This is a genomic window from Actinomadura monticuli (genome assembly GCF_041463655.1).
GTDB lineage: Bacteria > Actinomycetota > Actinomycetes > Streptosporangiales > Streptosporangiaceae > Spirillospora > Spirillospora monticuli.
On sequence record NZ_JAXCEI010000009.1, the window covers coordinates 290,585 to 303,405 of the forward strand.

Annotated in this window: 10 protein-coding genes and 1 tRNA gene; 7 read left to right on the forward strand and 4 right to left on the reverse strand. The window is 69.2% G+C overall.

Features of this window, described 5'->3' with window-relative positions; translation table 11 throughout:
• Window positions 1–196: 196 nt before the first annotated feature.
• A complete protein-coding gene (locus SM611_RS22185; protein WP_371951791.1) occupies window positions 197–1,213 on the reverse strand; it encodes a slipin family protein in 1,017 nt (338 codons plus the stop codon).
• 243 nt (window positions 1,214–1,456) lie between these two features.
• Here SM611_RS22185 and bagA point away from each other — a divergent pair, with 243 nt between their 5' ends.
• On the forward strand, window positions 1,457–2,452 hold the full coding sequence (gene bagA / locus SM611_RS22190; RefSeq protein ID WP_371951792.1) for an ATPase BagA: 996 nt from the start codon (window positions 1,457–1,459) through the stop codon (window positions 2,450–2,452).
• 415 nt (window positions 2,453–2,867) lie between these two features.
• Window positions 2,868–4,025 carry an ATPase BagB gene (gene bagB, locus SM611_RS22195; RefSeq protein ID WP_371951793.1) on the forward strand — a complete coding sequence of 386 codons (1,158 nt, stop codon included), beginning with the start codon at window positions 2,868–2,870 and terminating at the stop codon, window positions 4,023–4,025.
• A gap of 22 nt (window positions 4,026–4,047) precedes the next feature.
• Here the strand turns inward: bagB and SM611_RS22200 are convergent, their stop codons facing one another.
• Together SM611_RS22200 and SM611_RS22205 are read right to left on the reverse strand one after the other, a co-directional pair.
• A complete protein-coding gene (locus SM611_RS22200) occupies window positions 4,048–5,430 on the reverse strand; it encodes a hypothetical protein (RefSeq protein ID WP_371951794.1) in 1,383 nt (460 codons plus the stop codon).
• A gap of 371 nt (window positions 5,431–5,801) precedes the next feature.
• A complete protein-coding gene (locus tag SM611_RS22205) occupies window positions 5,802–6,119 on the reverse strand; it encodes a WhiB family transcriptional regulator (protein ID WP_371951795.1) in 318 nt (105 codons plus the stop codon).
• Window positions 6,120–6,445: 326 nt separating this feature from the next.
• On the opposite strand from SM611_RS22205, the gene SM611_RS22210 reads away from it, so the two are divergent.
• The gene (locus SM611_RS22210; protein ID WP_371951796.1) at window positions 6,446–8,773 is read left to right on the forward strand and encodes a penicillin-binding protein; all 2,328 of its coding nucleotides are present in this window, start codon (window positions 6,446–6,448) and stop codon (window positions 8,771–8,773) included.
• Window positions 8,774–8,845: 72 nt separating this feature from the next.
• Here the strand turns inward: SM611_RS22210 and SM611_RS22215 are convergent, their stop codons facing one another.
• Entirely contained in the window at window positions 8,846–9,298 is a 453-nt protein-coding gene (locus SM611_RS22215; protein WP_371951797.1) for a GatB/YqeY domain-containing protein, read from the reverse strand.
• A 94-nt stretch (window positions 9,299–9,392) separates the two neighbouring features.
• Between SM611_RS22215 and SM611_RS22220 the strand changes: the two genes are divergently transcribed.
• The 4 genes from SM611_RS22220 (at window position 9,393) to SM611_RS22235 (ending at window position 12,620) form a co-directional block, all read left to right on the forward strand.
• The gene (locus SM611_RS22220; RefSeq protein WP_371951798.1) at window positions 9,393–10,289 is read left to right on the forward strand and encodes a metallophosphoesterase; all 897 of its coding nucleotides are present in this window, start codon (window positions 9,393–9,395) and stop codon (window positions 10,287–10,289) included.
• Entirely contained in the window at window positions 10,286–10,873 is a 588-nt protein-coding gene (locus tag SM611_RS22225; protein WP_371951799.1) for a class I SAM-dependent methyltransferase, read from the forward strand. Before SM611_RS22220 ends, SM611_RS22225 begins: the two co-directional genes overlap by 4 nt.
• Before the next feature lie 76 nt (window positions 10,874–10,949).
• Window positions 10,950–11,023: transfer RNA gene (locus tag SM611_RS22230), tRNA-Pro, on the forward strand.
• A gap of 334 nt (window positions 11,024–11,357) precedes the next feature.
• A complete protein-coding gene (locus SM611_RS22235) occupies window positions 11,358–12,620 on the forward strand; it encodes a helix-turn-helix transcriptional regulator (protein WP_371951800.1) in 1,263 nt (420 codons plus the stop codon).
• Window positions 12,621–12,821: the final 201 nt, after the last annotated feature.

A 12,821-nucleotide genomic window follows, 5' to 3' on the forward strand; every position in this document is an offset into this window, starting at 1 on the left:
GGACTCCCATCGCGACGCGTGCGCGCTCGCGGGATGGTCCAGCCGACTCAGCACTGATCGCAAGGCTGACTCGACACTGATCGCGGGGCCGGGTCAGCGCTGATCAGGCAGCCGGCACAGCGCTGGGCACGCCGGGCTGCCCGGCCGAACCCAACCGTGGCCACCCGGCCGGGTCAGCGCTGATCGGGGAGCCAGGTCAGCGCTGGTCGCGGGGCCGGCCGCTGGAGGACGGGTCACCGCTCGTGATGCCGCGGTGCTCGTCAGAGGAGTCGCGCTTCGGCTCGTCCAGACCGAGGACCGGCGGGACGTCCTCGGCGGACTCCAGGGTCGAGGGCTGCTCCGCCGCCTTGGCGAGTTCCTGTTCGGCCTTGGCGAGGCGCTCGCCGAGGTCGAGCCTGTCGCCGTCACCTCCGTCCGACCGCTCGCGTCCGCCCGCCATCTTGTCGAAGAACCGCAGGATCTCGACCGGAAGCGGCATGACCAGCGTGCTGTTCTTCTCCGCGGAGACCTCCACGACCGTCTGCAGCAGGCGCAACTGGAGGGCTGCCGGGTCCTGCGACATGATCTCGGCGGCGGCGGCGAGGCGCTTGGACGCCTGGAACTCACCGTCCGCCGTGATGATGCGGGCGCGGCGCTCCCGCTCCGCCTCGGCCTGCCGGGCCATCGACCGCTTCATGCCCTCGGGCAGCGAGACGTCCTTGATCTCGACCCGCTCGATCAGGACCCCCCACGGCCCCTCGGTGATCTCGTCGATGATCACTCGCAACCGGGCGTTGATCTTCTCCCGCTCGCCGAGCAGCTCCTGCATGTCGGCCTGGCCGATGACCGACCGCAGCGACGTCTGCGCCACCTGCGAGACCGCGTATCCGTAGTTGTGGACGTTCACGATCGCCTTCACCGGGTCGATCACCCGGAAGTAGACGACCGCGTCGACGCGGACGCTCACGTTGTCCTGGGTGATGCCGTCCTGGCCGGGCACCCCCATGGTGATCGTCTGCTGGCTGACCTTCTGCATGCGTTCCATGATCGGCACGATCGCGGTCAGGCCCGGCTTGCGCACCGCGCCGGGGCGCAACTGGCCGCCCCGCTGGACCTGGCCGAACCGGAACACGATCCCCTGCTCGTACTGCTGCACCACCCGGATCGACGACGCAAGCGTGATCAGTCCGATAACGACGACGACGAGCAGTACGACGAGTGCCACTGCTTCCATCACGGGCACCTTTCTCGCGTGGACGGCCGGACCGGGAACCCCCCGGACACCGGCAGAACTCTGAACCCGTGAAGATTCAGACGGAACCGCCCGCGAGCGGTCCACGTTTCCCAGCTAACCCCGCGGGCAGGCCCGTGTACAACGTCCGCACTGATGATCTTGTCCGGAACCGTGTCAGGGATCACTTGCATACGGGCGGACGCCCTCTGAAGTGTTTGCCGAGTGAACGATATGGTCGATCGGGTGAGCGCGAGAGACACCGACTGGGACGGCGTACGCCTCCATGTGGTCACAGGGAAGGGCGGCACGGGGAAGACGACCGTCGCCGCCGCACTCGCCCTTGCCCTGGCCGCCGGAGGCCGCAAGGTCCTGCTCGTCGAGGTCGAGGGACGCCAGGGCATCGCCCAGCTCTTCGACTGCCCGCCCCTCCCGTACGAGGAGCGCCGCGTCGCCGTCGCCCCGGACGGCGGGGACGTGTACGCGCTCGCCATCGACACCGAAGAGGCGCTCATCGAGTACCTCGAGATGTTCTACAACCTCAAGCGCGCCGGGAAGGCGATGACCAAGCTCGGCATCGTCGACTTCGTCACCACCATCGCCCCAGGGCTGCGCGACGTCATCCTGACCGGAAAGACCTCCGAGTCGGTGCGCCGCAAGAAGAAGGACGGCTCCTTCATCTACGACGCCGTCGTCATGGACGCCCCGCCCACCGGCCGCATCACGAAGTTCCTCAACGTCAACGAGGAAGTCTCCGGCCTCGCCAAGGTCGGCCCCGTGCGGAACCACGCCGACACGGTGATGAAGGTCGTGCGCAGCCCCGAAACCGCCGTCCATTTCGTCACGCTCCTCGAAGAGATGCCCGTCCAGGAGACGATGGACGGCATCCACGACCTCACCGAGGCCGGCCTCCCGATCGGCGGCATCATCGTCAACATGGAGCACGAGCCGGTCCTCAGCGAGGACGACCTCGCCGCGGCCGCCGCCGGCACCCTCGACACCGACGAGATCATCCGCGGCGTGAAGGCCGCCGGACTGGAGCACGACGCCGAGCAGATCGCCGCCGTCCTCGCCGCCGAGGCCACCGACCACGCGCGCCGCACCGCCCTCCAGCGCCGCGAGAAGGAACGCCTCGACTCGATCGACCGCCCCCGCTACGCCCTCCCGATGCTCTCGGACGGCATGGACCTGGCCGGCCTCTACGACCTGGCCGCCGCCCTCCGCACCCAGGGCGCCGCATGATCACCCCCCACCCGGCCTCGCACACGCAGCAGGCGGTGCCGCTCCACGAGCGCAACGCGCGCTCGCCGCTCCATGAGCGCAACGCGCGCTCGCCGCGCCGAGATCACCAGACGCGGCCTCACAAGCGGCACATGTCCACCCGGCCCTTGCCGCTTGCGTTGACGCCCTTTCAGGACAACGGGTCCCCCTCCCGCCGGTGCCATGAGGCATCGTCTCGCGAGTGGCGCGGGTCGTCGGCGCAAGGTGTGAGCAGTTCTCCGCGAGGCCGCGCCGCGTTGCAGCACGGGGTGTCTTGGGTCGCCTTGGCGGAGGCGCGCGCGATCGAGCCCGCCTCGCGCGGGGTGGCGCCTGTCGGTGGACCCGGGGTGCGAGCCCGGCGGATCGTCGGGGGCCGAACGACGGCAGAGGTGAATCGATGAGCCCGACCAGCAAGACTCCTCCCGTCCTGGACGTCGACGCCCTGCTCGACGACCCCCGCACGAAGATCATCGTGTGCTGCGGGTCCGGTGGCGTCGGCAAGACGACCACCGCCGCCGCGCTGGGGGTTCGTGCCGCCGAGCGGGGACGGGACGTCGTCGTCCTCACCGTTGACCCGGCCCGCCGGCTCGCCCAGTCCATGGGCCTGTCGGAACTCGACAACAGCCCGCGCAAGATCGAGATCGACGGCGACGGCGAGCTGCACGCCATGATGCTCGACATGAAGCGCACCTTCGACGAGATCGTCGAGGCGCACGCCGACCCGGACCGGGCGAAGCAGATCCTCGCCAACCCCTTCTACCAGTCGCTCTCCTCGTCGCTGTCGGGCACGCAGGAGTACATGGCGATGGAGAAGCTCGGGCAACTGCACCGCTCCGGCGCCTGGGACCTGATCATCGTGGACACTCCTCCGTCCCGGAACGCCCTGGACTTCCTGGACGCCCCCGAGCGCATGGGCCGCTTCCTCGACGGCCGCTTCATGAAGATCCTCGCCGCGCCGGCCAAGACCGGCGGACGCTTCGGCGTCAAGGTGATCAGCGCCGGGTTCGGCATGTTCACCGGCGCCATCAACAAGGTCCTCGGCGTCCAGCTGCTCCGGGACGTGCAGACGTTCGTCGCCGCGTTCGACACGATGTTCGGCGGGTTCCGGGAGCGGGCCGAGAAGACGTTCAAGCTCCTGCAGACCCCCGGGACCGCGTTCCTCGTCGTCGCCGCCCCCGAGCCCGACGCGCTGCGCGAGGCGTCCTACTTCGTCGAGCGCCTCGCCGAAGAGCGCATGCCGCTCGCCGGACTCGTGGTCAACCGCGTCCACGAGTCCGCCGCCGACGGGCTGTCCGCGGCTCGCAGCCAGGCCGCCGCCGAAACGCTGGAGGAGCGCGGCGAGCACACGCTGACCGCGGCCCTCCTCCGCCTGCACACCGGCCGCATGCAGCTCGCCGCCCGCGAGGAGCGCCTCCGCGACCACTTCGCGTCCGCGCACCCGACCGTCCCCGCTACGGCGGTCCCCGCCCAGGCGGAGGACGTCCACGACCTCGACGGCCTGCGCCAGGTCGGCGAAGACCTCGCCGCCCCCACCTCGGCCCCGACCGCCGCCTGACCACCCGGCCCAGGGGACGTTCTCACCTCGCGTTCCCGGGGACGTACAGGCGGATGTCGTCGACGTCGGCTGAGCCCTCGTAGTAGTTCAGGTGCGGGTCGCCGATGATGAAGGAGTCGGGGTAGGCCGAGCCCTCCGGCCAGGTGTGCTCGGTCGTGTACGTGCCGGCGGGGCCCTTGTGGAGGAGGCGGCGGTCGAAGCGGCCGTCGTACTCGGCCGGCGTCTGGTTGTAGTGCCAGATCGGACGGCCGTCCTCGACGAAGTCGTGGTGGACGCGCAGCGTGGCCTGCCCGATGTGGAGGAACGGGCCGCTCATCTCGAGCGTGTAGCCGGTGGCGTCGCGCTCCACGGCGAACCGGTAGGCGGCCTTCGGCATCAGCTCCGGCCGGATCTCGGCGCTGGCGAGGTGCTCCTTGAACCGGCCGCCCGGCCCGTAGGGTCTGTCCATGGACACGTTCCCGCAGGCCGTCTTGATGTAGTACTCGTTGCTGATGTTGTTGTTGGCGGCCTCGCGGAACTTGTCGCCGCGCACGAACAGCGCGTTGATGCCGTTGAAGGTGCCGTCGAACGTCCGGTAGATCTTGCGCGTCTTCGGGTCGCAGGTCCCGGCGTTCTTCCAGCGGTCGTCGTCGCTGTAGTAGCCGTCCATGATGACCTTGCGCCGGTAGTGGATGCCCGGGTTGCCGTGCGGTGCGGGGTTCGCGTAGTCGAGGATCGTCAGGTAGTAGAACCCGTTCTCCCGCGTCACGTCCGGGTACTCGCAGCGCTTCTTGCCGGGCAGCGCGCCCTGGAACGTCCACGGGTAGCGGGTCTTGCACGGCTCCCGCGTGTAGCCGTTGTGCCTGCCGTTGTAGTCCCACGTGCCGTGCCGTTTGCCGCCGAAGTCGATCCCGCGCAGCGTCATCTCCACGCGGTAGCGCGGCGGCAGTGGACGGGTGGGCCGGATCAGCACCCCGGCGTCCCAGCTCGGCTCGGAGATCCGGGCGACCTTCTGGCCGCCCGGCAGGGACGCGCTGGACAGGCCGGGCCGCGAGTCGGGACGTCCGTCACGGTCCTTGTCGACGGCCGCGACCTCGGCGGTCAGCCATCCGTCGCTGCCGAACGCGACGCGCTTGCGGAACACGTTGAGGGTGTCGAGCTGCTTCTTGAACAACGGCCCGCTGATCTTCGTCCAGGCCTCGCCGTCGTCGTCGAACGCGTCGACGTTCCATGGGCTGCGGCGTCCCTGCGGGTCGAGACGCCAGGGCGCGCCGTCCACCCGGAGGGGCTGGTCGAAGTCCTCGTGGGCCAACAAGACCCATGGCCCGCCGTGGTCGGACGTGCTTCCGGCGGCCGCCGGCCATCCCGCGCCCGCCACGGCGGTCGCCCCGGCGGCGGCCACGATGATCCTCCAGCGTCCCCTCACGACGTGCCCCTTCGGTCCGGTGAACGAAGGCGCGCGGCGTCCCCCGGCCCGCGCGCTCGCACGGACCATACGATGATCAAGGTCACGACCAGCGGCGATGCGCTACCCGACACCGTTTGTTGACCGCCCGTTGGCGGACTCCGTACAGGCACGCCCCGCGGCCCAAGCACGTCACCGGCGCACTGCTGCGAGGCCCGAGCGTGCCGGGTGGACAACCCAGTAGGGCGGGCAACCGACCCGACAGCGGCATGAGAACGTGGCCGCGGGCCCGCCGCCGTCGCGAGACGGTGCGGGCCCGCGGCCACGCATTTCAGTGGACCCTGAAGGTCCTCGAACCTCTGCCGGACGGGCCGCAGCCGGCCCACCCGAGGTCAGCTGGCGACGAGCTCCTGCTCGTCCACCTCGTCCTCGACCGACCGCTCGTACTCTTCCTTCGCGGTCTCCAGCAGTTCGCGCCACGACCGCACATCCGGCCGCCTCCGCAGCAAGGCCCGGCGCTCACGCTCGGTCATCCCGCCCCAGACACCGAACTCGATCCGGTTGTCGAGGGCGTCAGCGAGACATTCCGTGCGCACTGGGCAGCCGCGGCAGATGAGCTTGGCCCGGTTCTGCGCCGCTCCCTGCACGAACAGGGCATCCGGATCCGCGTTACGGCAGGCGGCGCGGGCGGTCCAATCCGTGATCCACATCTTGGCCCCACTCCCCTAGGGTCTGTGTCGATTTGCGCTCCTTGGCCAGACGGGCGCGGACGTCAGGCCGCCAAACGAAAGCCGTGGGGAAGAACTTACGGAAGCGAGGGACGTTTCAACAGCCCCCGATGGGCCCATTCTCGATATAGCCCACCGGGGCCATACCGCCGGAACGGACTAGTTACCTGTAGTTGACGCGCCAGACACAGCACAGGTTGTCATGATGAGGGCATAACGGACGAACGTCCCGCGCGGCACGGCCGGTACGCGGAGACGCCGGGGGACCTGTCCCTAATGCACTGCTCGTCCCGCGTACCCTAGACCCCGTGCGCGTTGCGAATACCGATCGGGTCCAGGCTGCTTCCACGCTGTTCAAGTTGCTCGGAGCGGGGATGGTGGCGGGCCTCATCGTGGCTCTCATCGCGCTGCCGGCCGTCGGCAGCGCCGGGATGACCGCGCGCGACGCCGCCAACAACTTCGACGACATGGACAGCCAGCTCAAGACGACACCACCGTCCGAGAAGACGGTGATGTACTCCGCGAACGGCAAGCCCGTCGCCACGTTCTTCGACAAGTACCGCGAGTCCGTCCGGCTCGACCAGGTGAACCCGATCATGCGCAAGGCAATGATCGACATCGAGGACTCGCGGTTCTACGAGCACGGCGCGCTCGACCTGAAGGGCACCATCCGCGCACTGGCGTCCAACGTCGAGTCAGAGCAGACGCAGGGCGGGTCCACGCTCACGCAGCAGTACGTCAAGAACCTGCTGGTCGACAGTGCCCGGACGCAGGCGGAGTACCGCGACGCGACCGCGCCCACGGTCGGACGCAAGCTCCGCGAGCTCCGCTACGCGCTCGACATCGAGCAGCGCATGACCAAGGACCAGATCCTTGAGGGCTACCTCAACATCGCCTACTTCGGTGCGGGCGCGTACGGGGTGCAGGCCGCGGCGAAGCGCTACTTCAGCATCCCCGCGTCCAAACTGAACCTCGGCCAGGCCGCGCTGTTGGCCGGCATCACGCAGAACCCCACCGCGTACGACCCCATCCGCAACCCCAAGGACGCCCGCCACCGGCGTGACATCGTCCTCTACCGGATGGTTCAGCTAGGCCACATCAGCAAGGCCCAGGCGGACGAGGAAGCCGCCAAGCCGATCCAGCTGAACCGCACCGATCCGGTCGGCGGATGCCAGTCCAGCAAGGCGCCGTTCTTCTGCGAGTACGTCAAGTACGACATGCTCAACATCCTGTCGGACGGCAAATACTGGTCCCTGAAGCCGAAGCAGCAGCAGAACATCGTCAACGAGCTCAACCGCGGCGGATACACGATCCGCACCACGCTCGACATGCAGGACCAGAACGCCGTCGATAAGACCCTCCGCAGCCAGGTCGCCCCCGGCGGCAACCGCGTCGCGGCCCAGGCCATGGTCGAGCCCGGCACGGGCAAGATCAAGGCGATCGGCGTGAGCAAGCGGTTCGGCCCCGGCAAGGGCCGGACGACCATCAACCTCGCCGCCGACTACCACCACGGCCGCAACAACGGCGTGTCGGCGGGCTCGACCTTCAAGGTCTTCACCCTCGCCGCCGCGATCGACCAGGGCATCCCGGTCAGCACCACCATCAACTCCCCGCAGACGGCGACGGTCGGCGGCTACCAGCCGTGCCGCTACACCGGGACGTGGCAGGGCAAGAAGTACGAGAACGACCTCGTCGGCGGCGGCGCGCCCTGGACGGTGTCCAACGCCGGCGACAGCGAGAAGGGCAACTTCAACCTCAAGACCGGCACCTGGCACTCGGTCAACACGTTCTACGCCTACCTGGAGAAGCGCGTCGGCGTCTGCAACGCCGTGAAGATGGCCGAGAAGTTCGGGATGAAGATGGGCAACGGAAACGCCCTGCTGCCGATCCCGTCCCAGGTCCTCGGCGTCAACGACGTCGACATGGTGCACCTCGCCGCCGCCTACGCCGGCTTCGCCGCCCGCGGCAAGTACTGCGCGCCCCTCGCGGTCACCGATGTCGTCGACTCGCAGGGCAAGAAGCTGAAGCTGCCCAAGCAGGACTGCCACCAGGCCCTGGACCAGGACGTCGCCGACAAGGTGAACTCGATCCTGCAGGGCGTCCTCACCAAGGGCACCGCCGCCGGACTCGGCATCGGCCGCCCCGCCGCCGGCAAGACCGGCACGTGTGAGGAGTTCACCTGCGCCGTCTTCGCCGGCTACACCCCGAACCTCGCCTCCGCCGTCGCCTACTGGGACTTCCGCGGCCCCTGGCAGTACAAGGTGCACGGCATCTACGGCGCGACCATCCCCGGCCCGCTCTGGCGCACCTCGATGCAGCGGGCGCTCGCCGGCGAGCCCGCCCCGGGCTTCCAGACCCCGTCCCGCGACTTCGGCGACACCACCCGCGTCCCGAAAGTGAAGGGCGATACGGTCGCCTCCGCCAAGGCCAAGCTCGCGGCGGCCGACCTGCAGGCCAAGGTCGCGTCCGGGTCCGTCGACTCGAACCAGCCGCGCGGGACGGTCGTGTCCACGTCACCGGACGCCGGCACCGAGGTCCCGCCGGGCACCACGGTCATCCTGTACGTGAGCAGCGGCAAGAAGCCCGCCCGAGGCCACGATCGGCCCAGCGGCGACTGGCCGCCCTGGAGCGGCTGAGCCATCGACGTGAAAGGGCCCGGCACGCCGGGCCCTTTCACGTTCTCGCCCCCTCAGCGGACGCCTCGCGCCTCACCCGGCGAGCTGCCGCTTCACCTCGGCCGCGACGCGCCCGCCCTCGGCGCGTCCGGCGACCTTCGGGTTCACCGCCTTCATGACCTGCCCCATCGCCCGCGGACCGGCCGCACCCGTCGCCGCGATGGCGTCCGCCACCAGCGCGGTCAGCTCCTCGTCCGACAGCTGCGCGGGAAGGTACTCCTCCAGCACCGCGCCCTCGTCCCGCTCCGCCTGCGCCTGCTCCGCGCGCCCCGCGTCACCGAACGCCGTCGCGGCCTCGCGGCGCTTCTTCGCCTCCCGGGTGAGCACCTTGACGACGTCGTCGTCCGACAGCTCACGCGCCTGCTTGCCGGCGACCTCCTCGTTCTTCACCGCGGTGAGGGCCATCCGCAGCGTGCGCGTGCGCACCTCGTCGCGCGCCTTCATCGCGGTCGAGAGATCGGTCTCCAGCTTCTCCTTCAGGGTCATGCCCAACATCATGCCCGTCCCGCACCTTCTGCCTCATCAGGATTACCGCGGGGTGCCCATGTCTGAAAGCATGGAGTCCTGAGAAGGGAGAGTCGTGCGAAAGATCTACGCCGTGCCCCTGGGCCTCCTGGGCGCGGGGGCCGCGACCTTCGGTTACGCCTCGGTGATCGAGCGGAACTGGTTCCGCCTGCGCCGAGTCGACGTGCCGGTACTGCCGCCGGGACGTCCCTCGGTGAAGATCCTGCACATCTCGGACGCGCACCTCACGCCCGGACGTACCCGCCTCATCCACTGGGTCCGCTCCCTGGACGCCCTGGAACCCGACCTCGTCGTCAACACCGGCGACACGCTCTCCCACCGCGACGCGATCGGCCCCTTCCTCGAAGCCCTGGGGCCCCTTCTCGACCGCCCCGGCGTCTTCGTCTACGGCTCCAACGACCTGTACTCGCCGGTCCTCAAGAACCCCCTGCGCTACGTCTGGCGGACCAGCAAGTCCGACTACGAGAGGCACCGCCGCGAACCCGACCTCCCGTACCGCGAACTCGGCTCGTCCCTCCAGGCCGCCGGCTGGCTCGACCTCAACAACCGCATCGGCCGCCTCAAAGTAGGCGAACTGGACGTCGAGTTCGGCGGCATCGACGACTCCCACATCGACCGCGCCCGCTACGACAAGATCGCTGGCCCGGTCGACCCCCAGGCCGACGTCCACCTCGGCGTCATGCACAGCCCCGAGCCGCGCAACCTCGACCGCTTCGCCGCCGACGGATACGACCTCCTCCTCGCCGGCCACACCCACGGCGGCCAGGTCTGCGTCCCCTTCTACGGCGCCCTCGCCACCAACTGCGGCATCGACCGTCCCCGCGTAAAGGGCCTGCACAAGCACCAGGGCTCCTGGCTCCACGTCTCCGCCGGCCTGGGCACGTCCCCGAAGGCCCCCATCCGCTTCTGCTGCCCGCCCGAGGCGACCCTCCTCACCCTCGTCCCCCGGTGAACTGGAAGACCGCCACCCTGGTCTCCACCCTCTACGACCACGCCGTCCAGAACCGCGCGCTCTCCCGCCTGGGAGCCCGCGTCCTCTGGAACTACGACATAACCCACCTCCGGGCCGCGATCGCGTCCCAAGACCCCACCGCCCTGACCCTCGACATACCGTGCGGCGGCGGCCTGGCAGTCGACGACAACCCCCATCACATAGCCGCCGACATCTCCCGCCACATGCTCACCCGAGCCCGCCGCAGAACGAACACCCTGATCCAGGCAGACATCTACGCCCTCCCCTTTGGCTCCTCCACCTTCGACCTGTGCCTCACCTACAACGGCCTCCACTGCCTGGACGACCCGGCCGCAGCCCTACGCGAACTGACCCGCGTCCTACGTCCAGGCGGCACCCTGACCGGCACCACCCTCGTCCGCGGCACAAACCGCGACCCCTTGATCACCCTCATGCGACGCCTGGACATCTTCGGCAACCCGGGCACGACCGCCGACCTCCGAACCTGGCTGACAGACGCCGGCCTGACCGCCATAGATCTCACCCCCACCGGCGCCGTGACCGGCTTCACAGCCCGTAAATAGGGACGCAGCACCCCCCGCCATCCGCTACAGTGGTCTAGGCGCCGGGAGCACGTACGACCTCCCGGGCAGCCACCACCGGGGTGTAGCGCAGCTTGGCAGCGCGCTTCGTTCGGGACGAAGAGGTCGTGGGTTCAAATCCCGCCACCCCGACACAAAGATGCAGGTCAGAGGCCGGTTCTCCTCCACGGAGACCGGCCTCAAGATCTTTTGTCCGTCATTTGTCCGCGAGACTTACCTTCTACTCGCCGACACGGTCCGTCCCGGACCAGCACCGACAGTTATTTCATCGCTCGCCCAACGTTCAAACGGCGCCCATCCGTCCAGCACCCAAACCAGTCGAAGGCTCCCAATGCCGGCAGCGCCTAACGGCACACGACCCCGGGCGATGTAACCGCCCCAACACGGCCACCTCACCCTGGCTGCGGACGAGTCCCTCGACGGGCATAACTCTCCCGAGCTCGTTCCTCTCATCACGGGGGCCGCCATGAGCCCGAGCCTCGGGTTGCTCGTACGCTCCGCCCGCGTCGCCCACGGCTGGACGCAACGCGACCTGGCCAACCGCCTCCACTGCTCCCGCTCCACCATCTCCCGCCTGGAGACGGGCGCCCAACCGCTGGACGACGTAGCCACCATCCGCCGCCTCGCCGAAGTTCTAGAGATCACCCCGACCGCACTGGGCATCACCGCTACGGTGACGATCCACCCACCCGCGGAGGACGATGTGCGGCGCCGCCAACTGCTGACCGGCCTTGCGGTCACCGCTGCCGCCGCCAGCGCCCCAGCCCGAGCCGCCGTAGCAGCAGCGGCTGGCCCCGAAACCAATCCGCGTGAGTACCTACTGGCTCGCATCCGCGACGCGATGCTCGGCACTGGCCACCCGAACCAGCCCATACAGGCACCCCAACTCCCCTCGGCACTCAACGCGGCGATCCGTGACTACGACAACTGCCAGTACAGCCGACTCGCGGACGCCCTACCGCGCCTGATCTCCAGCGGGCACTCAGCAGGAGAAACGGCCAGCTCCGTCCTCGCCGAGACGTACACCCTCGTCACGCGCATCATGATCAAGCTGGACGATCAACTCGGCTGGGTCGCCGCCGACAGGGCCCGCACTCTCGCCGCCGCATCCGGCATCCCCTTGGTGGCCGGTGAGGCAGCACGCAACCTCGCCGTGCTGGCACGCCGCGCAGGTCTGCACATCCAGGCGGCGCAGATCGCATTGGGCATGGCCGAGGACGAGATGCTGCAAGGCCGCGATCCCACCCTCACCGCCGAGCGCGGCCTGCTGGTGATGTCGGCCGCGTACACCGCCGCCCACGCCGGCGACCGCTCCGGCATGCGACAGCTGACAGAACAAGCAGCCGCAACCGCCGCACAACTCGGCAGAGGCGTGCTCCTACGCGACCACGGCGGCGGATTCAGCCCCACTGCAGTCCAACTCCACCTCATCTCCGCCGAGTACGCCGCAGGCGATCCCTCTGCAGCCATCGCAGCCGCCCGCAAGCTCACCCCACGATCGCTACCAACCCTGGAACGCCGAGCCCGCTACTTCACCGACATCGCCCGCGCGTACGGCATGTGGGGACGCCGCAACCAGTGCCTACAGGCGCTTCTCCACGCGGAACGCGCAGCTCCTCAAGAAACCCACTCCCGCCCCGCCGTCCGCGACCTGGTGACCAGCCTCCTGGTCTCCGGCCGAACGTCCCCCGAACTACGAGGCTTGGCCGCCCGCTGCGGCATCCCATGAAACCCAACCCTCGACCGTAAGCGCCTGGTCGACTCGATCCCCGCATCGGTCAGCACTGCTCGCGCTGGTAGAGCCGGACCAGCGCGGGGACCCGATGTTGCCGCTGTGGTGGACGATCAAGTTGGCCGTCACCTGGCCGCCAAGCAGACTCCTTAAGGGCACACGTTCGGCGTCGACACCGTGGCCGACCTCCTGCGGGCT